Genomic DNA, 19,550 nt, shown 5'->3' with positions numbered 1-19,550 from the left:
TGGGCACCATGCACCATGTCTATGCACACCGTGGATCCAGTGGGGCCTTCGCGGAGAACACCCGGGCCGCCTACCTGCAGGCGATCGCCGACGGGGCCGACGGCATCGAATGCGACGTCCACCTCAGCGCCGACCGACAGGTCGTCTGCCACCACGACCAGACCGTCGACCGCACCTCCAACGCCTCCGGGCGGATCTCCTCCCGGACCCTCGATGAGCTCCGCGCACTGGACTTCACCAGCTGGAAGGGCCGGGACCTCCCCGCCGCCTACGGCACGGTGCACGAGCAGCTGCTCACCCTCGCCGAGCTGGTGCACCTCGCCGCCGGGGCGGACCGCCGGATCGGCCTGGCCATCGAGATCAAGCACCCCAGTGAATTCGGCCGCGGCCTCGAGGACGCGGTCCTGGACACCCTGGAGCGCCTCGGGTGGGACGCGGCCGGCTCCACCATCGGGCAGGTGGACGTCAGCTTCATGTGCTTCGACGCCGGCTCCATCCGCCACCTCGCCGCCCGGGTCCCCGCCGCGGCGCTGTGCCAGCTCATCACCCGGGACAACCCCGACAAGATCCAGGCCCTGCGCGACGCCGGTGACGAGCTCGGTTCCGAGGCCGCCGCCGTCGTCCATGGGTCCGCCGCCGAGGGGGTGCCCGTCATCGATGCGGGCATCGCCGGGTTGGCCGGGCCGGGCGTCGCCTGGGTGCGCGAACACCAGGACGTCGTGGCGCGGTGGCTGCGGGCCGGGACGCGGCTGCGCGTCTGGACGGTGGACGACGACGCCGACATCGGGTTCCTGGCAGCGCTCGGCGTCCAGGAGATGACCAGCAACGACCCGAAGCACACCCGCCGGATCCTCGGACAGCGTGGAGGCCGGCCGTGACCACCGAACCGGGGACGGTGCAGGCGATGGGCATCGACCAGCGCGGCGCCGCGGCGGACATCCATCCGCTGCAACTGCCCCGCCCCCGCTGCGGCCCGGGCCAGGTGTTGCTGCGGGTCTCCGCCGTCGCGGTCAACCACGTCGACACGTTCGTCCGCTCGGGCGCCTACCGGACACGGCTGGACTTCCCCGTCGCCGTCGGCCGGGACGCCGTGGGCGTTGTCGAGGCCGTCGGGGACGGGGTGGACGGGTTCTCCATCGGCCAGCGGGCCTGGACGAACAGCCTCGGTTTCGCCGGCCGCCCCGGTGCCACCGCCGAGGTCGTCCCCGTCGACGCCGGGCGGACCTACCCGCTTCCCGCAGGGGTGGACCCCGTGGTGGCCGCCGCGGCACTGCATCCCTGCGCGACGGCGGCGCTCGCCGTGGACCGGTACGGTGCCCTCGAGCGCGGGGAGACGGTGTACATCGCGGGAGGGGCCGGCCAGGTCGGCTCCGCCGCCATCGTGCTGGCCGTCGCCCGCCGGGCCCGCGTGCTCACCTCGGCGTCGGCAGCCGACGCCGAATACTGCCGCGGCCTGGGCGCCGGGACCGTGGTGGACTACCGGGGCCCGGCGTTTGCGGCCCGGCTGAGGGCGGCGGCGCCCGAGGGCATCGATGTCCAGATCGACACCTCGGGGCAAAACGACCTCGAGACGGCGGTGGAACTGGCCGCGCCGCGCGGGCGGATCGTGGTGCTTTCCGGCCCGGCATCGGCCCCGGTCCTGCCCGTCGGAAAGCTGTACATGCGCGATGCGAGCGTCCGCGGCTTCGCGATCAGCAACGCCACCGTGGGCGAGCTGGCCCAGGCGGCGCAAACCGTCAACGCGGTGCTCGCCGGCCGGCAGTGGGAACCCCGGAACGTCCTGAGGCGCTCGTTTGCCGACGCCGGGTGGGCCCACGCCCAGCTGGAGGCCGGCACCATCCGGGGGACCCGGATCGTCCTGGTCGCCCCCGCGTCATGACGGCCTATCGGGCACAGGCTGTCTCTTTCGACCTGGACAATACGTTGTTCGACCACCAATTCTCGGCGCGCGAGGGGCTGGTGGCCCTGCTGTCGGAGGTGGGCCGAAGTATCTCGGCAGGTGTGCAGCGCGCGTGGCTCGAGCGGGAAAGGGAATTCTTCAGCCACTACCTAGCCGGCCAGATGTCATTCAAAGACCAGCGCAGGGCACGGATGGATGCATTCCTCAGGGATGCTGGCGTGGCAGGTCATGGCGACCGCGATACGTTGGACTGCTTGTTCGACACCTACGCACGTGCTTCCCGCAATGCCTGGCGGGCCTTCCCGGACGCGGCAGCGGCGCTGGACCGGTTGAGGAACGCGGGTCTGGGGATCGTGGTGGTGACCAACGGGAACCACCGGCAGCAGCTGGAAAAGCTCGAGGCCGTCGGGCTTGCGACGATGGTGGACCGTGTCTTTTCCTCAGAAAGGACAGGTCATGCCAAGCCCTCGCCGGAGGCCTTCTGGGGTCCATGCGCTGAGCTGTTCTTGCCTCCCGCCGACGTCCTCCACGTGGGCGACGACCCGGTGGCCGATCTCGACGGCGCACGGCGGGCCGGGCTCCAATCCGTCCTGCTGGATCGAACGGGAGTCCGCGGCGGCGAAGGGTTGCCCGGACTCGCGGGCCTCCAGGTGCGGAGGTAGTCACCCGCGGACCGGACGCCGCGGCGTTGGCTAGACTCGAGGGCATGCTGAGCCAGTCCCCGGCCGTCAGGACCGGTCTTTCCATCTCCGTGGCAACGGGTCTCTACGGCATCTCCTTCGGCGCGCTCGCCGTCTCCTCCGGCCTGACGTTCTGGCAGACCGTGGCGCTGAGCGCCCTCATGTTCACCGGGGGATCGCAGTTCGCGTTCATCGGGGTCATCGCCGGCGGTGGTGCCGGGTCGGCGGCCTTCGGCGCGGCCACGCTCCTGGGCGTGCGGAACATCATTTACGGGATGCAGATGAACGCCATGGCCCGTCCGCGCGGCTGGCGCAAGGCCGCCGCAGCCCACGTGACCATCGACGAGTCCACGGCCACCGCCATCGTGCAGCCGGACCTCGCGGAAACCCGGCGCGGGTTCTGGACGGCCGGGCTGGGTGTATTCATCTTGTGGAATGTCTTCACGATGGCCGGGGCACTCCTCGGGGACGCGTTGGGCGACCCGAAGGCCTGGGGCCTGGATGGCGCAGCCGTTGCCGCGTTCCTGGCCCTGCTGTGGCCGCGGCTGAAGTCGCGCGAACCCGTGGCCATCGCCGTCGTCTGCGCCCTGGCCACTGTCCTGGTGGTGCCGTTCGTGCCGCCGGGCGTTCCGATCCTCGTGGCCGCCCTGGTGGCCGGGGTGTGGGGTTGGATCGGGCACCGTCCCGGGGCGGCGACGGCATGAACCTGTGGTGGTGGGTCCTGGCCGCGTGCGTGGTCGCCTACCTGTCGAAGCTGTCGGGGTACCTGGTGCCGGCGCGCGTCCTGGACAAACCGCGCATGGGACGGGTCGCCGCGGCCCTGACCATCGGGCTGCTCGCCTCGCTGACGGCCGTCAACACGTTCGCCAGCGGGCAGCAGCTGGTCCTCGACGCCCGGGTCGGAGCGTTGGTCGCCGCCGGGATCGCCCTGGTGCTGCGCGCCCCGTTCCTGGTCGTGGTCATCGTCGGCGCGGCGGCCGCCGCACTACTTCGCTGGGCCGGAATGGCATAAAAGGAGTCCGGCTTGCATGAATCCCTGGCCGAATGAGACTAGGCTCACATTCATGCACCGCGCCTCCTGCCGGGAGGTGCACGTGGAAGCGACCTCCACGGTGCCGTCACTCGACCTTCAGGAGAAGCCATGACACCCAATGGCACGCCGCGGTGGACAATGTCCCGCCGCTTTGCAGCCATCACCACCTCGTTCGCGATCGGGGCACTGGTGCTGAGCGGATGCGCCGAGAGCCAGCGCGATAATACCGGTGGGGGAGGCTCCGGGGACGCGGCCGTGAACTCGACCTTCATCTTCGCCGCCTCGTCGGATCCGAAGTCGCTCGACCCGGCCTTTGCCTCCGATGGGGAATCGTTCCGCGTCAGCCGCCAGATCTTCGAGGGGCTGGTCGGCACGAAGCCGGGCACGGCCGACCCGGCACCGCTGCTCGCCGAATCGTGGAAGCAGTCCGATGACGGGCTGAGCTACGACTTCAAGCTCAAGGAGGGCGTGAAGTTCCACGATGGCACCGAGTTCAACGCCGAGGCCGTCTGCGCCAACTTCGAGCGTTGGTACCACTTCAAGGGCATCCAGCAGTCCGAAACCGTCGCGTACTACTACGGCAACCTCTTCCGTGGGTTCGCCGACAAGCCGGAGAAGGCCGTCTACAAGTCCTGCGACGCGGTCTCGGCTTCCGAAGCGAAGATCACCCTGGCCAAGCCGTTCGCCGGCTTCGTCGCCGCCCTGAGCCTGCCGGCCTTCGCCATGCAGTCCCCGACGGCGCTGAAGAAGTACGAAGCCGACAAGATCGGCGGCACCGCCGAGGCCCCGGTCCTTTCCGACTACGCCACCAAGCACCCGGTCGGCACCGGCCCCTTCAAATTCGACAAATGGGAGACCGGCCAAAGCGTCGAGCTCTCCTACAACAAGGACTACTGGGGCGACAAGGGGCAGATCGACAAGATCATCTTCCGCGTCATCGACGACCCGGTGGCCCGCCGCCAGGCCCTCGAGGCCGGGAGCATCGACGGCTACGACCTGGTGTCCCCCTCCGACACCGGCGCCCTGGAGAAGGCCGGCTACAAGGTCGTCGCCCGCCAGCCGTTCACCATCCTGTACCTGGGCATCAACCAGAAGGTCAAGGAACTCTCCAACCTCAAGGTCCGCCAGGCGATCTCCTACGCAATCGACAAGGACGCGCTCATCAAGCAGACGCTGCCCACCGGCACGGAGAAGGCCATCGAGTTCATCCCGCCGAGCGTCAACGGCTACAACCCGGACGTCGAGAAGTACGACTACAACCCGGAGAAGGCCAAGCAGCTGCTCAAGGAAGCCGGCTACCCCAACGGCTTCACCGTGAAGTTCAACTACCCGACCGGTGTCTCGCGCCCGTACATGCCGACCCCCGAGCAGATCTTCACCAACATCTCGGCACAGCTCAAGGACGTCGGCATCAAGGTCAACGCGCAGCCGAACAAGTGGAGCCCGGACTACCTGGACCGCATCCAGGGCGGCACGGACCACGGCATCCACCTGCTGGGCTGGACGGGTGACTACAACGACACCGACAACTTCGTCGGCGTGTTCTTCGGCTCCGAGAAGCCGGAGTACGGTTTCGACAACGAGAAGCTGTTCTCGGACCTGGCCAAGGCACGCGGCGTTGCCGACCTCGAGAAGCAGACCCCGCTCTACCAGGACATCAACGCGGAGATCGCCGACTTCGTCCCGGCGGTCCCGCTGGCCCACCCGGCACCGTCGCTGGCCTTCAACGAGCGCGTCGATTCCTACCCGACGAGTCCGGTCAACGACGAGGTCTTCAACGAGATCAAGCTGAACAAGTAACCACCGAAGGACGGTACGGCGGCGGGAGGATCCCCGCCGTCGTACCGTCTCCCGTGCTCTCGAGAGGACACCGTGCTCAGAGTCATCGGCAAACGGATCGCACTGCTGGTCCCGACGCTCCTGGGTCTTTCCATCCTGCTGTTCGTGTGGGTGCGCAACCTGCCCGGAGGCCCCGCCACCGCCCTGCTGGGGGACAAGGCCACCCCCGAGGCGGTGGCCCGCATCAACGAGGCCTACGGCTTCGACCGGCCCATCATCGTGCAGTACCTGCAGTACATGGGCAAGCTGCTCTCCGGTGACTTCGGGGTCAGCCTGCAAACCGGGCGCACCGTCACCGAGGAGTTCGCCACCCGCTTCCCGGCCACCGTCGAACTGACAGTCGTCGCGCTGGTCTTCGCCATCGGCGTCGGGATCCCGCTGGGTTATTGGGCGGCACGCCACGTGCGCCGGTGGCAGGACCACTTCTCCGTGGTGCTCTCCCTGCTGGGCATCGTCATCCCGGTGTTCTTCCTGGCCTTCATCCTGAAATGGATTTTCGCCATCCAGCTTCCGTGGTTCCCCACCGACGGCCGGCAGAACCCCCGCATCAACGCCACCCACATCACCGACTTCTACGTGCTGGACGGGTTGCTGACCCGTGAATGGGATGCCGCGTGGGATGCGTTCATGCACCTGGTGCTGCCCGGCCTGGCGCTGGGCACCATCCCGCTGGCCATCATCGTGCGCATCACCCGGGCCTCCGTGCTGGAGGTCGTGAATGCCGACTACGTGCGGACCGCCCGGGCCAAGGGCCTGACCGAGAAGCTGATCCGCAACCGGTTCATCCTCCGCAACGCGATGTTGCCGGTCACCACGACGATCGGCCTGCAACTTGGCCTGATGATCTCCGGCGCGGTGCTCACCGAGACGGTGTTCGCCTTCAGCGGCATCGGCAGGTTCCTGCGTGATGCCATCTTCACGCTCGACTATCCGGTGCTGCAGGGGTTCGTCATCTTCATCGCGATCTTCTATGCGCTGATCAACCTGCTGGTGGACATTTCCTACGGCCTCATCGACCCGAGGGTGCGTGTGCAATGAGCATGACACTGCCGCCAAGTGGCGGATCCGAACTGACCGGGGGACCCGGTGTCCCCGAACCCGGCCCCGGAGCGGGCGCCCCACCCGCGCCGTCCCGTCGCGGCAACAGCGTCTGGCGTGATGCGTTTACCCGGCTGCGCCGCAACCCGGCGGCCATCACCGGCGCGGTCATCGTCGTCCTCTTCCTGCTGGTCGCCGCCTTCGCGCCGTTGATCGCCCCCTTTGGCGGGAACGACCTGCCCGGGCGCAAGGAGATCATCCCCACCCACATCCCGGGCCCGGGCGAATTCGAGCAGTACCTGCTGGGGCTGGACCGTTTCGGCGGGGATGTCTTCTCGAAACTGATCTGGGGTGCACGCGCCTCGCTGGTCATCGGCGTCGTGTCCACCGCGTTCGGCTTGGTCGGCGGCATGGCGCTGGGCCTGCTGGCCGGTGGTTTCGGCGGCTGGGTCGACAACGTGATCATGCGGTTCGTGGACATCCTGCTCTCGGTGCCGAACCTGCTGCTGGCCGTCTCCATCGCCGCGGTGCTGGGTCAGGGACAGTACGCGGTGATGATCGCCATCGGTGTTTCCGCGGTGCCGATCTTCGCCCGCCTGCTGCGCTCGTCGATGCTCCAAAACAAGGGCGCCGACTACATCCTGGCCGCCCAGACGCTGGGGTTGAGCCGGCGAACGATCACGATGAGCCATCTGCTGCCCAACTCCGTGGGCCCGGTGATCGTCCAGGCGACCCTCACGTTGGCCACCGCCGTGATCGACGCGGCGGCGTTGTCCTTCCTGGGTCTGGGCGGCGGGTTGCCGCAGACGGCCGAGTGGGGCCGCATGCTCACCTACGCGCAGGCCGAACTGGGGATCGCGCCGCAACTGGCGTTCCTGCCGGGTGCCTGCATCGCCATCACCGCGCTGGGGTTCACCCTGCTGGGTGAGTCGCTGCGCGAATCGCTGGACCCCAAGTCCCGATAACGTGGTGGCTCAGTCGGGCTGGTTGCGGCGCTGGCGCGCCAGGTTCACCAGGACGAAGAACACGGCGATGAAGCCCAACTCGAGCAGGCAGAGCAGCACGAGGGGGACCCAGGCGGACTGGCCGATGAAGATGATCGCGCCCATCGTCAGCAGCAAGGTCGCCATGATCAGCACGAACCAGGCGAAGCCCAACACGGTGCGGGCGCTGCGCATGCCAGTGCGGAAACCGAAGCCCTCCGGGACCGCGCCGGCGCCGTGGAATTCGGAGGACCCGTTGGCATAGTGGTCCTCGCCGGCGTCGGGTTGGCCGTCGGGCGTGCAGCCCTGCCCGCCCGCGCCGATTCCCCCGGCCGAGCCGGAGGACTGGCTCCTGTCATCGTTCTCATCGCCCTCGTCCGGTGACCGGGGGTGGTCGAGCCAGGACGGCATGGCGTTCGCCTCCTTAGGCGGCGTCCGGATCGATTTCCAGCTCGTTGCCGGGGATCGAGGCGAGCAGCTTGCGGGTGTAGGGGTGGCGGGGGTTCGTGAAGATCTCCTCGCTGGTGGCCGCCTCCACGAGTTCGCCGTCCTTCATCACGCAGACGAAGTCGGAGATCAGGCGGACGACGGCGAGGTCGTGCGAGATGAACAGGTAGCTCAAGCCGAGGTCGGCCTGCAGTTCGCCGAGCAGCTCGAGGATCTGGGCCTGCACGAGGACGTCCAGCGCCGAGACCGGTTCGTCGCACACGATCAGCTCCGGCTTCAGGGCCAGGGCCCGGGCGATGGCCACGCGCTGGCGCTGGCCACCGGACAGCTCCGCCGGGTAGCGGCGCAGCATCGAATGCGGCAGCGACACCTGGTCCATGAGTTCGTGGACGCGGGCGTTGCGTTCGGCGGAGTTTCCCCGCTTGTAGGTGCTCAGCGGTTCCTCGATGATCCGACCCACGGTGAACATCGGGTTCAGCGACGAATAGGGGTCCTGGAAGACCGGTTGGACCCGCTGCCGGAAATCACGCAGATCGTCCCGGTTCAGCGTGGCCACGTCCTTGCCGTCGAAGAGCATGGTGCCGCGGGTCGGCTCGATGAGCTTGAGCAGCATGCGCGCCGTCGTCGTCTTGCCCGAACCGGACTCGCCGACAATGGCCACGGTGGAACCACGCGGGATGTCCAGGGTGACGTTGCGTGCCGCAAAGAAATCCTCCTTGGACCCGCGGCGCTTGTAGGCCTTGGTCAGGTCGCGGATCTCCACGATGTTGTCCGTCGGGGCATCGCCTGCGGCCGCTTCGGTGGCCTTCCCGGCCCGTTCGGACGCGTCTGCGGTAAAGGCTCCCGGGCTGAGGCGTGCAACGGCCACCGAGGGGGCGGCCTTGACCAGCGACTGGGTATAGGGATGCTGCGGGTCCTCGAGGAGCTGGCGCGCCGGGCCGGACTCCACGACCTTGCCGCGGTGCATGACCACCAGATCGGAGGCACGCTCGGCGGCCAGCCCCAGGTCGTGCGTGATCAGCAGGACCGATGTCCCCAGCTCGGCGGTCATCCGGTCGATCTGGTCCAGGATGGTCTGCTGGACGGTCACGTCCAAGGCGGAAGTGGGCTCATCGGCGATGAGCAGCCGTGGCCTGCAGGCCAGGCCGATGGCGATCAGCGCGCGCTGGCGCAGGCCGCCGGAGAACTCGTGCGGGTACTGCTTGGCGCGCAATTTGGCGTCGGGGATTCCTGCCGCCTCCAAGGTGGCAACGACTTGGGCGTCGACGTTTTTCCGGGTCGCCATCCCGTGGACGAGCAGCGTCTCGGCGACCTGCTGGCCGATCTTCGACACCGGGTTCAGGTTGGACATGGGATCCTGCGGAACCAGGCCGATCTGCCGGCCCCGGATGGAACGCATCTTGGCCTCGGGAAGCCCGACGAGTTCCTGTCCGTCGAATTTGATGCTCCCGCCGACGACCTTGCCGTTTCCTGCCAGCAGTCCGATCGCGGCCATGGCCGTGGTGGACTTTCCCGAACCGGATTCCCCGACGATGGCGAGCGTCTTGCCGGCCTGCAGGCTGAGGTTGGCCCCCTCGACGGCCTTCACCGGACCAGTCAAGGTGCTGAAGTCGATGGCCAGGTCGGTGATCTGCAAAAGCGGTGCGTCCCCCTCAGTTTGGGGGTCGGAATCGCTGAACTCGGGTGTGTCGTGCGTCATAGTCCCATCCTGCCTTATCGATGGGTGCTTGGCACGCCGCGACGGCACTTATCCGGCCAGGGCGAGCGCCTCGGTGGCCCGGGCGATCTCCGATTCCTCGTCCGTCGGGACCACGAGGACGGGGATCGCCGAATCGGGAGCCGAGATGATGCGGGGTTCCTTGCTGCGCTCGACGTTGGACATCTCGTCGAGCGTGACACCCAAGGCGCCGAGCCCGTCGACCACGCGTTTGCGGAACGGCCAGGAGTTTTCCCCGATGCCTGCGGTGAAGATGATGGCCTGGGCCCCGCCGACGGCGACGTGGTAGCCGCCGATGTACTTCTGCAACCGGTAGGAGGCGACCTCCAAAGCCAGCTCGGCGCCGTCGTGCCCCTCCGCGGCGGCTTCGACGACCGTGCGCATGTCGTTCTCGCCGGAGAGGCCCTTGAGCCCGGAGTCCTTGTTGAGGATGCGGTCCATCTCCTCGGCCGTGTATTCGCCGCGGATGACCAGCTGGGTGACGATCGAGGCGTCGAGGTCCCCGGAGCGGGTGCCCATGACCAGGCCCTCGAGCGGGGTGTAGCCCATGGAGGTGTCGACGCTCTTGCCATCGCGGATCGCGGTGACGGAGGCGCCGTTGCCCAGGTGGGCGATGACGGCGCGGAAGCGGCTGCGGTCGATTCCCAGCAGCTCGGCGGCCCGCCCGGCGACGTAGTCATGGCTGGTTCCGTGGAATCCGTACCGGCGCACGCCGTGCTTCTTGTACAGGTCGTCCGGGACGGCGTAGCGCCAGGCGTATTCGGGCATGGTGCGGTGGAAGGCGGTGTCGAAGACCGCCACCTGGGGGAGCTTGGGCCATTTGTCCAGCAGGGCGCGGATGCCCAGGGCCGCTGCCGGGTTGTGCAGGGGCGCCAGGGGGGCGAGGCGTTCGATCTCGCGGACGATCTCGTGGGTGATGAGCACCGGGGCGGTGAAACGCTCGCCGCCGTGGACGACCCGGTGGCCGACCGCCTCGATCTCGCGCTCGCCCAGGACGGGGTGCAGGTGCTCCTCCACGGTCTCCAGGGCGGCGGCGTGGTCGGGAACCTCGGACTCGCCGATGCGTTCGACCAGGCCGGAGAGCAGGACTTCCTCGGTGGTGGTCTCGCGGACCTGGTACTTCAGCGACGACGACCCCGAGTTGATGACGAGTACGAGCATGTGGGTGACTCCTAGGTCTTCTAGTCTTCCTGGGCCTGGATGGCGGTGATGGCCACGGTGTTGACGATGTCGTCCACCGTGCAGCCACGGGAAAGGTCGTTGACCGGCTTGTTCAGGCCCTGCAGCACGGGCCCGACGGCGACGGCTCCGGCGGATTGCTGGACGGCCTTGTAGGTGTTGTTGCCGGTGTTCAGGTCGGGGAAGATGAACACCGTCGCCTGTCCGGCCACCGAGGATCCGGGCAGCTTGGAGGCGCCGATGGACGCGTCGACGGCGGCGTCGTACTGGATGGGACCGTCCACCGCCAGCTCCGGATCGCGCCCGCGCACCAGTTCGGTGGCGGCGCGGACGTCGTCGACGGAACCGCCGGATCCGGAGGTGCCGGTCGAGTAGGAGAGCATAGCGACGCGCGGTTCGACGCCGAACTGCCGGGCCGTCTGCGCCGAGGCGATGGCGATGTCGGCGAGCTGGGCCGAATCCGGTTCCGGGTTCACCGCGCAGTCACCGTAGACCAGCACCCGGTCCTCCATGAGCATCAGGAAGACCGAGGAGACGACGGCGACGCCGGGGCGGGTCTTGATGAATTCCAGCGAGGGGCGGATGGTGTTCGCCGTGGTGTGGGCGGCACCGGAGACCATGCCGTCGACGTGGCCCAGATGGACCATCATGGTCGCGAAGTAGGACCGGTCGAGCATGCGTTCGCGTGCCGCTTCGAGGGTGATGCCCTTGTGGGCGCGCAGTTTCGCGTATTCCGCGGCGAAGCCGTCCAGCAGGTCACTGCGGGCGGGGTTCGTGACGGGGATGCCGTTCAGGTCGATGCCGTGGGCTGCGGCCAGTTCGCGGACCTCGTGGGTGTCGCCGAGGATGACCAGGTCGCAGATGCCGCGGCGGTTGATGATCTCGGCTGCCCGCAGGATGCGCAGGTCCTCGCCCTCGGGCAGCACGATGCGCTGGCGTGAGGACCGGGCGCGTTCGACGAGCTGGTGCAGGAAGCGCAGCGGCGTCATGGTCTCCGGGGCCGGCAGGGAGACACGGGCGAGCAGCTCGTCCTCATCGACGTCGCGGTACCAGGCGCCCAGGGCGGCGGCGGTCTTGCGGGGCTGCCCGGCGGTCAGGGTGCCGGAGACCTCCCAGACGCGGTGCGCCGTCGAATAGGTGTCCTCCGGGACGGTGAAGACGGGGAAGGGGGCGGCGGCCAGCAGCGGCAGGATGGAGTCCTCGACGGGGCGTGGACCGGTGAGCAGCAGGCCGGCGGTGGTCGGGAAGCCGGGGGTGCGGGAGGTCGCCACTGCGGTGGCCATGACGTCGGAGCGGTCGGCCGGGGCGATGACCAGGGAGTCGTCGCGGTAGCGCTCCAGCAGGTAGCCCACGTTCATGGCGGCGACCAGGACGTGCCGGACGTCCCGGTCCAGTTCGGGTGCCCCGGCGACCAGCTGGGCGCCGAGCGCGGCACTGACTTCCCCGACGGTGGGCCTGACGATCTCGTCGATTTCCGGCAGCACGTAGACCTTGCGGTGTTGCAGCCCGGGGCGGACCGACTCGCGGATGGCCTCGGCCAGTTCCGGATCGGCCCGGTTGACGATCATTGAGAGCAGGGAGACGTTTTCCTCGTAGAACCCCTTGCGGGCCACGTCGACGGCGTCCACCGCCTCGGTCACCGTGTGCCCGGCGGCGTTGACGACTCCGACGACGTGGCAGCCGAGGTGGTTGGCCAGCTGGGCGTTGAGGCCGAATTCCAGGGCGGCGTCGTGGTCGGTGAGGTCGGTGCCCTCGACGATGACGACGTCGACGTCCCGCGCGATCCGGCTGTAGGCCTCCAGGGACCGGGAGTGGATCTCGTCGATCTTGCCGGCGACGATCAGTTCGCGGGCCTGGGCCCGGGTCATGGCCACGCCGACATGTGTGTCGTCCAGGTTGAAGAGGTCGCGGATCAGGGCCACCGCCGGATCGGTGTCCACGTCGGGGCCATCGGTGATGGGGCGGAAGAAGCCGATCCGGTCCGCGTGCCGGTGCAGCAGGTCCGCCAGGCCGAGGGTGACCAGCGACTTTCCGCTGGCCGGGGTGGACGCACTGACGTAGATGCCGCGGGCCATGGGTCTCCTTCGAAGCCGGTCGCTGTTCCCCATCTATCGTGCCACGCCGGGCCGCGGGACGCCGAGGACCCCGGTCACATGTGGCCGGGGGCCTCGGGGAGTGATCAGGCGGTGTCAGGCGGTGGCCGGGACCGGCGCCGTGAGGTGGCCGTCCCGCATGGTCGCCACGGCGTCCGTGAGGGGGACGAACTCGGTGTCGTGGGTGACCATGACGGTGGCGACCTGGAACTCGTCCGTCACCCGGCGCAGCAGGCGCACGATCGAATCGGAGCGGTCGTGGTCCAGGGCCGCGGTGGGCTCGTCGACCAGCAGCACCGTGGGGTCGCCCATCAAGGCGCGGGCGATGTTCACGCGCTGGCGCTGGCCCCCGGAGAGTTGGTGCGGGCGCTTGCCGGCATCGGCACCGAGCCCGACCATGTCCAGGAGTCCGGCGGCCTTGGCCCGCGCCTCCTGGAGGGACTTGCCGCGCAGGTGGTCCACGATGACGAGTTGCTCGGTGGCGGTCAGCGAGGCCAGCAGGTTCGGCTGCTGGAAGATGATGCCGATCTTCTCGCGTCGCAGCGTGGTGAGGTCCTTGTCGGCCAGGCCGGTCGCGTCGACGCCACCGATCAGGACGACGCCGTGGGTGGGGCGCACGAGCGTGGCGGCGGTGGCCAGCAGGCTTGACTTGCCCGAACCCGAGGGGCCGACGAGGGAGACCATCTGACCGGGCTCCACGGTGAGGTCGACGGAGTCCAGGGCCTTGACGATGCCGTCGCCATCCGGGTATTCGAGGGTGACGTTGACCAGGCTCAGGGCCGAGGCGTTGCGGGTGGAGGTTGAGGTGGGGGCGTTGGAAGTGGTGGTCATGGTGGTGTCCTTCTTACAGAGCAGGGAGGGGGAGGCGGCGCGCCAGTGCGGGGGAGCGGTCAGTACCGTTAGTTCCCGCCGAGGGCGATGAGTGCATCGACCTTGGCGGTGCGCCGGACGGCGAGGGCAGATCCGGCCAGACCCAGCACGATGATGCCGATGATCGGCAGCAGTGTGGTCTGCAGGTTCACCAGGAACGGCGCGGCCTGGGCGGCGAAGAAGCCGCCGGCGATGCCCACGGTGCCTCCGATCCCCGCCCCGACGAGCAGGACCATGGCCGCCTGGGTGATGGCATCGCGCAGGATGTAGCGGCTGGACCCGCCCAGTGCCTTCAGCACGGCGATGTCGCGGGTGCGTTGGACGGTCCACACGGTGAGGAAGGCGACGATGACCAGCGCCGAGATGCCGTACAGGAACGCCTGCATCATCAGCAGGGATCCGTTCTCGCTCTTGTAGGAGCCCAGGGCCTGGAAGGATCCGGTGCGTGAGGTGCTCACGGTGTGGGCTGCCTGGTTGGCGGCTGCCTCGTCGACCGTGGCGCCGTCCTGGTAGGTGATCGCTGCGACGGTGCCGACCTGGTCGGGGTCGGAGAGGTGGGCGACCTTGGACCAGGTGGGAAGTGCGGTCCAGACGACGCTGGTGTGCGAGTACCACTGGTCGGCGACGATCTTCCCGACGGTCAGTTCGGTCCCGCCCAGGGTCACCGTGTCACCGGTGGTGACGGAGAGGTCCTCCGCCGCCGTCGTGCTGAGCACCACCGTTTTCTCGTCCACCGGTGCGGGGGCTAGCTGGCCGGCGGGGGCGACTCCGAAGACCGCCACATTGGTGGTCCCGCCGGCGTGCTCGGCGTCCCCGGCCTGGAGGCGGGTCTGGCCGATGCCCAGGGCCTCGGCGCGTGCGACGCCGTCCTGCCGGGCCCAGTCGCTGACCTGTCCGGCCGTGATGGAGCTTTCGGTGAAGGATTCCTTCGGGTCCGCCGTGCCGCTCGCGCCGAATGCGATGGTATCCACCGGCTTTGTGGTGCCGTCCCCCTGGACGGCGCCCAGCTGGGAAATGGATGAGGTCGACTGGTCACCGAGGCCGGCTGTCAGGCCGGAGAGCATGACCAGCAGCAGGGTGATCAGGGCGACAACGCCGCCCATGAGGGCAAACCTGCCCTTGGCGAAGCGGATATCTCGAATGGCAAGGAACACGGTGACTTCTTTCGGGGGGAAAACACGAGCCGTTTGGCTCCTGTATCCACCATCCCGCGATGCCGGATCCGCTCCATCAACCGATCGGTTGATCCTGGGGGGTGGGGGCCGTCACCCCCTGCCCCCGCTGCCGTCGCTGCCGTCAGGACGTGCTGTCGGCCGTCTGCAGGTCGATCTTCCTGCGGCCATCCGCGCCGACGAACTGGTAGGCGATGAGCAGCAGGACAAGCCACACGACGCCGACGACGAGGGCGGTCCGCCCGGACTCGCTGAAACCCAGGATGACGACGATGAACGCCATGAAGGCCAGTCCGAGGTAGCTCAGCACCGGCCAGAAGGGCATGACGTACTTGCCCGGCTTTTTGCCGGCGGCCCGCAGTTCCAGGCGCATCCGGTGGTGGGCCAGCAGGATGACTCCCCAGGTGAACACCGTGGCGAACGTGGCGATGGAGGCGACGATGAGGAAGAGCTGGTCCGGGATCCAGAAGTACAGGCCCAACCCCACCAGCAGGCAGGCGGCGACAACCCCGACCGGCCAGATGGGGATGCCATTGCGGGAGACCCGGCCGAAGGCGGCCGGCGCCTGGCCCTGCTCGGCGAGCCCGTACATCGTCCGGGTGGCGGCGTAGAAGATGGAGTTCATCGCGGACAGCGCCGCGGTCAGCACCACGGCATTGATGATGTGCTCGGCCGCGGGGATGCCCAGCCCGGCGAAGACCTGCACGAACGGGCTGCCCTCCGAACCGATCTCGTTCCAGGGGAACATGCACAGCATGACGCCCAGCGAGAGCACGTAGAAGATCAGGATGCGCATCGGCACCGTGTTCACGGCCTTGGGGATGGCGGTGGCGGGGTCCCCGGTCTCCCCGGCCGTCATGCCCAGGGTCTCGATGCCGCCGAAGGAGAAGACGACGATGCCCAGGCTCATGACGATCCCCCAGACGCCGAACGGGGCGAACCCGCCGTAATCCACGAGGTTGTGCAGGCCCGGCTGGTAGCCGCCGACGGTGACGCCGAAGACGATGAGGTACAGGCCGCCGACGATCATGGCGATGATGGTCACGATCTTGGTCAGCGTGAACCAGAATTCGAGTTCGCCAAACACGCTGACCCGCAGCAGGTTCAACCCGCCGATGAGCAGCATGGCCGCCAGCATCCAGATCCAGCCGGGAGCGTTGGGGTACCACATGCCCATGTATTGGCCGACGGCGGTCATGTCGGCGATCGCCACGACGATCATCTCAAAGGCGAACGTCCAGCCGGCGAGGAACCCGACCCGCGGGTGGATGTAGCGGTTCGCATACTGGGCAAAGGACCCCGCGACCGGGTGCCGGACCGCCAGTTCACCCAGGGCGCGCATGACCGTGAAGACCACGCAGCCGGCGACGATGTACGCCAGCAGGACCGCTGGACCGGCCGCCTGGATGGTTTCGGCCGAACCATAGAACAGGCCCGTGCCAATCGCCGATCCGAGGGCGATGAAGCGGATGTGGCGCAGCGAGAGCTTGCGGTTGAGCTGGCTCCCGCTTTTCGGCGCGGTTTTCGTGGTCGTTGCTTGCATGGTCCTGCCTGGGTCGCGGCGTGTGGGATGGTCCGCGGTGTCGGCGGGCCGCATCTACTCTGGCACATGGTGTGCGATCAAACACAATTGCGGTGGTGACAAGTGGGGGTCCGGGTGGCACGCTGAAGGCATGATCGTCGCCTTTTCAGTTTCCACCAACATGCCCAACACCGACGGGTCAGTCCACGACGCCGTGGCCGCCGCCGTGAAGGTCGTCCGGGACTCCGGGCTGCCGAACAGCACCTCCTCGATGTTCACCGAGATCGAGGGGGACTGGGACGAGGTGATGGACGTGGTGAAGCGGGCAACCGAGGCCGTCGCCGCGTACGGCAACCGCGTCTCGCTGGTCCTCAAGGCCGATATCCGCCCCGGCCATACCGGCGAGCTGACCGGCAAGGTCGACCGCCTGCAGAAGGCACTGGAACGGATGGGGGACTGAGCCATGGCCCCCGAACCAGCCCAGGTCGACGAGTACCTGCTCGGCACCGTCGTCCAAGAACCACCGGCGCTCGCCGACGGCCGGGCCGCAGCGCACGCCGCCGGCCTGCCGCAGATCGAGATCAGCGCCGGACAGGGCAAGCTGCTGAAGCTGCTCGCCCGCATCTCCGCGGCCCGCCGCGTCCTGGAGGTCGGCACGCTGGGCGGCTACAGCACCAGCTGGCTCGCCGAGGGTGTCGGCCCGGACGGCCACGTGACGACCTGCGAATTCGTGCCCCTCCACGCCGAGGTGGCCCGCCGAAACCTCGACGCCGCCGGGGTGGGGGACCGTGTGGACATCCGGATCGGTGCCGCCCGCGACACGCTGGCCGCGCTGCGCCGGGAGGACGCCGAACCCTACGATCTGGTGTTCATCGACGCCGACAAGGAAAACAACCCCCACTACGTGCTCGCATCCCTGGAGCTGACCCGCTCCGGCTCGATCATCATCGTGGACAACGTCGTGCGCAACGGCACGGTCCTGCACCCCGGCGACGCATCCACCGAGGAGGGCCGGGCCACCAACGGGACGCGTGAGGTTTTGGACATCCTCGGCGGCGATCCCCGGCTGGACGCCACCGCCCTGCAGACCACCGGCGCCAAGGGCTGGGACGGGTTCGCGCTCGCCGTCGTCCGCTGACTCCACCGGCGCCGCACCCCAGTACGCTGGTGGGGTGAGCACCCCCGACTACATCGTCCGCCTGGCCACCGTCGAGGACATCCCCGCGACGCTGGCGATGAAACTCGACGCCTGGCGCGAAACCTACGGCCAGCAGCGCCCCGAATCCTTCTTCGAGCTCGAGGCGTCCCGCCGTGAGACCCAGATCGACTGGTGGACGCGTGGCCTGGCCGCCGGGGCCGAACTCTGGATCGCCACCGACCCCGGAGGGCGGATCGTCGGCTGCGCCGGCGGGGCCCCCGTCCTCGACGAGGACGCAGCCACCGGTGCCAGCGCCGAACTGCAGATGCTCTACATCCTGTCCGAGGCGTACGGGACCGGCCTGGGGGAGCGGCTGATGCAGGCGGCCATCGGCACCCTGCCCGCTGCGCTCTGGGTCCTCGAACACAACCCGCGCGCGCTGGCCTTCTACCGCAAGCACGGCTTCGAGCTCGATGGCACCCGCGAGGAACTGTCAGAGGTCTGGGGCGGCCTGTACGAGGTCCGTATGGTCCGGCCGGCGCCCCGTGGCTAAGTCCCGCAACCGCAAATCCCCCGGCCCGACCCCGGCAACCGCAGCGGACACCGGCCCGGTGGCCGGCGACTACCCGATCGACACCGGCACCGCCACGCTTGAACGCGATCCCTACGACGACGATGGCTGGATCCTGAAGGTCAACGGCGTCCCGTCCTCCCACGTTGACCTTGCCGACCCGCTGCGCCTGGACTTCGAGTACATGCGGTGGATGGCCGCCCTGGTCACCGCGCGCTTCCCGGTGATGCACGACGGCGGTCCCCGGCGCCTGCGCGCCCTGCACCTGGGTGGTGGAGCCTGCTCGATGGCCCGCTGGGCCGCGGCCACCTTCCCGGACTCCCGCCAGGTCGTCGTCGAACTCGACGGGCGGCTGGCCGAACTCGTCAGGGGCTGGTTCGACCTGCCCCGCGCTCCCTTGCTGCGCCTGCGCACCGGCGAGGCCGGACAGGTCCTGCGCTCGCTGACCGACGACACCCGGGACCTGCTCATCCGCGACGTCTTCGCCGGGGACAAGACCCCGGCGGACCTGACCACCGTCACGTTCACCCGCGAGGCCGCCCGCGTGCTGGCCGACGATGGGCTCTACGTCGTGAACTGCGGGGACACCCCGAAACTGGAGACCGCCCGGCGGGAAGCGGCGACCATCGGCACCGTCTTCGCCCACACCGCCATCGTCGCGGACCCCGCGATGCTCAAGGGCCGCCGCTACGGGAACATGGTCATTGCCGGTTCGAACGCACCCATCCCCGCCGGACCGGGCATGCTGCGCGAACTGCTCGGCGGGGCGGTGCCGGCCCAGCACTGGGACGATGCCCGGGTCCGCTCCTTCGCCGGGACCGCAGCGGTGATCGAGGAGCCGGCGGGCCCTCAGGACGCCTGAAAGACGCCCGTGCGCACGTACTCGCGGTAGAGCTCCAGCACGCGGTGCGCCGCACGGCTCATGGGGTGCGGCGGGTCATCCAGCCGGTGGAAGCCGAGCTCGCTGACCTCGGATGCCTCGGCCCGGAGCGATCCGGCGGCGCGTGGCCAGACGAAGCACAGGGAGAAGGCGTGCACCTTGTCCCCGTTGGGGTACTCCAGCTCGTGGTCGGCGGGATCGGACAACGTCGCGAACGCGATGAGCTCCGAGGGCTCGGCCTGCAGGCCCGTCTCCTCGGCGAGTTCGGCCACGGCCACCCCCCGGAAATCCTGGCCCGGTTCGGCCCCGCCTCCCGGGAACTCCCAGTCCCCGGTGTCGGCCCGGCGCTGGAAGAGGGCCCGGCCGTCGTCGTCCAGGGCGATGACCTGCGCGCCCGGAAGGAGCAGCAGCTGCGGTCCCACGAGCTGGCGGAGCCGCCACAGATACGACCCGACATGTCCCATGCGGCCACTGTAGCCCCGCCGGCA

20 protein-coding genes are annotated in these 19,550 nt (G+C 68.8%); 12 read left to right on the top strand and 8 right to left on the bottom strand.

The features are described from left to right. Nucleotides 1-8 precede the first annotated feature (8 nt). The 8 genes from AC1MEQ_RS10670 to AC1MEQ_RS10635 all read left to right on the top strand — a co-directional run bounded on the left by AC1MEQ_RS10670 (nt 9) and on the right by AC1MEQ_RS10635 (nt 7,455). Complete coding sequence (locus tag AC1MEQ_RS10670; RefSeq protein WP_479790569.1) at nt 9-878, top strand: glycerophosphodiester phosphodiesterase; 870 nt, start codon at nt 9-11, stop codon at nt 876-878. Next, nucleotides 875-1,879, top strand: a complete 1,005-nt coding sequence (locus AC1MEQ_RS10665) for an NADPH:quinone reductase (RefSeq protein WP_479790567.1) — start codon at nt 875-877, stop codon at nt 1,877-1,879. Before AC1MEQ_RS10670 ends, AC1MEQ_RS10665 begins: the two co-directional genes overlap by 4 nt. Continuing rightward, nucleotides 1,876-2,562, top strand: a complete 687-nt coding sequence (locus tag AC1MEQ_RS10660; RefSeq protein WP_479790565.1) for an HAD family hydrolase — start codon at nt 1,876-1,878, stop codon at nt 2,560-2,562. Before AC1MEQ_RS10665 ends, AC1MEQ_RS10660 begins: the two co-directional genes overlap by 4 nt. A gap of 44 nt (nt 2,563-2,606) precedes the next feature. Continuing rightward, nucleotides 2,607-3,284 carry an AzlC family ABC transporter permease gene (locus AC1MEQ_RS10655; RefSeq protein WP_479790563.1) on the top strand — a complete coding sequence of 226 codons (678 nt, stop codon included), beginning with the start codon at nt 2,607-2,609 and terminating at the stop codon, nt 3,282-3,284. Then, a complete protein-coding gene (locus AC1MEQ_RS10650; protein WP_479790561.1) occupies nt 3,281-3,592 on the top strand; it encodes an AzlD domain-containing protein in 312 nt (103 codons plus the stop codon). Before AC1MEQ_RS10655 ends, AC1MEQ_RS10650 begins: the two co-directional genes overlap by 4 nt. 129 nt (nt 3,593-3,721) lie before the next feature. Continuing rightward, nucleotides 3,722-5,413, top strand: a complete 1,692-nt coding sequence (locus AC1MEQ_RS10645; protein WP_479790560.1) for an ABC transporter substrate-binding protein — start codon at nt 3,722-3,724, stop codon at nt 5,411-5,413. A 72-nt stretch (nt 5,414-5,485) separates the two neighbouring features. After that, nucleotides 5,486-6,490: an ABC transporter permease gene (locus tag AC1MEQ_RS10640; RefSeq protein ID WP_479790558.1), complete on the top strand. Its 1,005-nt coding sequence runs from the start codon at nt 5,486-5,488 to the stop codon at nt 6,488-6,490. Continuing rightward, nucleotides 6,487-7,455, top strand: a complete 969-nt coding sequence (locus AC1MEQ_RS10635; RefSeq protein WP_479790556.1) for an ABC transporter permease — start codon at nt 6,487-6,489, stop codon at nt 7,453-7,455. Before AC1MEQ_RS10640 ends, AC1MEQ_RS10635 begins: the two co-directional genes overlap by 4 nt. A 9-nt stretch (nt 7,456-7,464) precedes the next feature. Here the strand turns inward: AC1MEQ_RS10635 and AC1MEQ_RS10630 are convergent, their stop codons facing one another. The 7 genes from AC1MEQ_RS10630 to AC1MEQ_RS10600 all read right to left on the bottom strand — a co-directional run bounded on the left by AC1MEQ_RS10630 (nt 7,465) and on the right by AC1MEQ_RS10600 (nt 16,494). After that, on the bottom strand, nt 7,465-7,884 hold the full coding sequence (locus AC1MEQ_RS10630) for a hypothetical protein (protein ID WP_479790554.1): 420 nt from the start codon (nt 7,882-7,884) through the stop codon (nt 7,465-7,467). A gap of 13 nt (nt 7,885-7,897) precedes the next feature. Then, the gene (locus tag AC1MEQ_RS10625) at nt 7,898-9,619 is read right to left on the bottom strand and encodes a dipeptide ABC transporter ATP-binding protein (RefSeq protein WP_479790552.1); all 1,722 of its coding nucleotides are present in this window, start codon (nt 9,617-9,619) and stop codon (nt 7,898-7,900) included. Nucleotides 9,620-9,667: 48 nt separating this feature from the next. Beyond that, nucleotides 9,668-10,798, bottom strand: coding sequence for an acetate/propionate family kinase (locus AC1MEQ_RS10620; protein ID WP_479790550.1), 1,131 nt, complete (start codon nt 10,796-10,798; stop codon nt 9,668-9,670). A 20-nt stretch (nt 10,799-10,818) separates the two neighbouring features. Next, nucleotides 10,819-12,891 (bottom strand): phosphate acetyltransferase, encoded by a 2,073-nt coding sequence (pta, locus tag AC1MEQ_RS10615; protein ID WP_479790548.1) that lies wholly within the window; start codon nt 12,889-12,891, stop codon nt 10,819-10,821. 114 nt (nt 12,892-13,005) lie between these two features. Next, entirely contained in the window at nt 13,006-13,740 is a 735-nt protein-coding gene (locus tag AC1MEQ_RS10610; RefSeq protein WP_479790546.1) for an ABC transporter ATP-binding protein, read from the bottom strand. A 68-nt stretch (nt 13,741-13,808) separates the two neighbouring features. Continuing rightward, the gene (locus AC1MEQ_RS10605) at nt 13,809-14,933 is read right to left on the bottom strand and encodes an ABC transporter permease (RefSeq protein WP_479790544.1); all 1,125 of its coding nucleotides are present in this window, start codon (nt 14,931-14,933) and stop codon (nt 13,809-13,811) included. Nucleotides 14,934-15,075: 142 nt separating this feature from the next. After that, a complete protein-coding gene (locus AC1MEQ_RS10600) occupies nt 15,076-16,494 on the bottom strand; it encodes an amino acid permease (RefSeq protein WP_479790542.1) in 1,419 nt (472 codons plus the stop codon). Nucleotides 16,495-16,624: 130 nt separating this feature from the next. Between AC1MEQ_RS10600 and AC1MEQ_RS10595 the strand changes: the two genes are divergently transcribed. The 4 genes from AC1MEQ_RS10595 to AC1MEQ_RS10580 are packed head-to-tail and all read left to right on the top strand — an operon-like array spanning nt 16,625 to nt 19,044. Beyond that, complete coding sequence (locus AC1MEQ_RS10595; RefSeq protein ID WP_479790540.1) at nt 16,625-16,933, top strand: thiamine-binding protein; 309 nt, start codon at nt 16,625-16,627, stop codon at nt 16,931-16,933. A 3-nt stretch (nt 16,934-16,936) separates the two neighbouring features. Then, nucleotides 16,937-17,611, top strand: coding sequence for an O-methyltransferase (locus tag AC1MEQ_RS10590; RefSeq protein ID WP_479790538.1), 675 nt, complete (start codon nt 16,937-16,939; stop codon nt 17,609-17,611). A 34-nt stretch (nt 17,612-17,645) separates the two neighbouring features. Beyond that, the gene (locus AC1MEQ_RS10585; RefSeq protein ID WP_479790536.1) at nt 17,646-18,164 is read left to right on the top strand and encodes an N-acetyltransferase family protein; all 519 of its coding nucleotides are present in this window, start codon (nt 17,646-17,648) and stop codon (nt 18,162-18,164) included. Then, complete coding sequence (locus tag AC1MEQ_RS10580) at nt 18,157-19,044, top strand: spermidine synthase (RefSeq protein WP_479790534.1); 888 nt, start codon at nt 18,157-18,159, stop codon at nt 19,042-19,044. Before AC1MEQ_RS10585 ends, AC1MEQ_RS10580 begins: the two co-directional genes overlap by 8 nt. On the opposite strand, the gene AC1MEQ_RS10575 is transcribed toward AC1MEQ_RS10580, so the two are convergent. Then, nucleotides 19,032-19,526, bottom strand: coding sequence for an NUDIX domain-containing protein (locus tag AC1MEQ_RS10575; protein ID WP_479790532.1), 495 nt, complete (start codon nt 19,524-19,526; stop codon nt 19,032-19,034). The genes AC1MEQ_RS10580 and AC1MEQ_RS10575 overlap by 13 nt on opposite strands. Nucleotides 19,527-19,550: the final 24 nt, after the last annotated feature.

The organism is Arthrobacter sp. ASL1 (assembly GCF_056680475.1).
The sequence above is the reverse complement of the archived record's forward strand: the minus strand, read 5'-3'. Positions and strand labels throughout refer to the sequence as shown.

Excerpts from the sequence above, each read along its gene's own strand:
- AC1MEQ_RS10670 (WP_479790569.1), top strand. The coding sequence starts at position 9 with ATGCACCATGTCTATGCACACCGTGGATCCAGTGGGGCCTTCGCGGAG.
- AC1MEQ_RS10660 (WP_479790565.1), top strand. The coding sequence starts at position 1,876 with ATGACGGCCTATCGGGCACAGGCTGTCTCTTTCGACCTGGACAATACG.
- AC1MEQ_RS10655 (WP_479790563.1), top strand. The coding sequence starts at position 2,607 with ATGCTGAGCCAGTCCCCGGCCGTCAGGACCGGTCTTTCCATCTCCGTG.
- AC1MEQ_RS10650 (WP_479790561.1), top strand. The coding sequence starts at position 3,281 with ATGAACCTGTGGTGGTGGGTCCTGGCCGCGTGCGTGGTCGCCTACCTG.
- AC1MEQ_RS10645 (WP_479790560.1), top strand. The coding sequence starts at position 3,722 with ATGACACCCAATGGCACGCCGCGGTGGACAATGTCCCGCCGCTTTGCA.
- AC1MEQ_RS10635 (WP_479790556.1), top strand. The coding sequence starts at position 6,487 with ATGAGCATGACACTGCCGCCAAGTGGCGGATCCGAACTGACCGGGGGA.
- AC1MEQ_RS10630 (WP_479790554.1), bottom strand. The coding sequence starts at position 7,884 with ATGCCGTCCTGGCTCGACCACCCCCGGTCACCGGACGAGGGCGATGAG.
- AC1MEQ_RS10625 (WP_479790552.1), bottom strand. The coding sequence starts at position 9,619 with ATGACGCACGACACACCCGAGTTCAGCGATTCCGACCCCCAAACTGAG.
- AC1MEQ_RS10620 (WP_479790550.1), bottom strand. The coding sequence starts at position 10,798 with ATGCTCGTACTCGTCATCAACTCGGGGTCGTCGTCGCTGAAGTACCAG.
- pta (WP_479790548.1), bottom strand. The coding sequence starts at position 12,891 with ATGGCCCGCGGCATCTACGTCAGTGCGTCCACCCCGGCCAGCGGAAAG.
- AC1MEQ_RS10610 (WP_479790546.1), bottom strand. The coding sequence starts at position 13,740 with ATGACCACCACTTCCAACGCCCCCACCTCAACCTCCACCCGCAACGCC.
- AC1MEQ_RS10600 (WP_479790542.1), bottom strand. The coding sequence starts at position 16,494 with ATGCAAGCAACGACCACGAAAACCGCGCCGAAAAGCGGGAGCCAGCTC.
- AC1MEQ_RS10595 (WP_479790540.1), top strand. The coding sequence starts at position 16,625 with ATGATCGTCGCCTTTTCAGTTTCCACCAACATGCCCAACACCGACGGG.
- AC1MEQ_RS10590 (WP_479790538.1), top strand. The coding sequence starts at position 16,937 with ATGGCCCCCGAACCAGCCCAGGTCGACGAGTACCTGCTCGGCACCGTC.
- AC1MEQ_RS10575 (WP_479790532.1), bottom strand. The coding sequence starts at position 19,526 with ATGGGACATGTCGGGTCGTATCTGTGGCGGCTCCGCCAGCTCGTGGGA.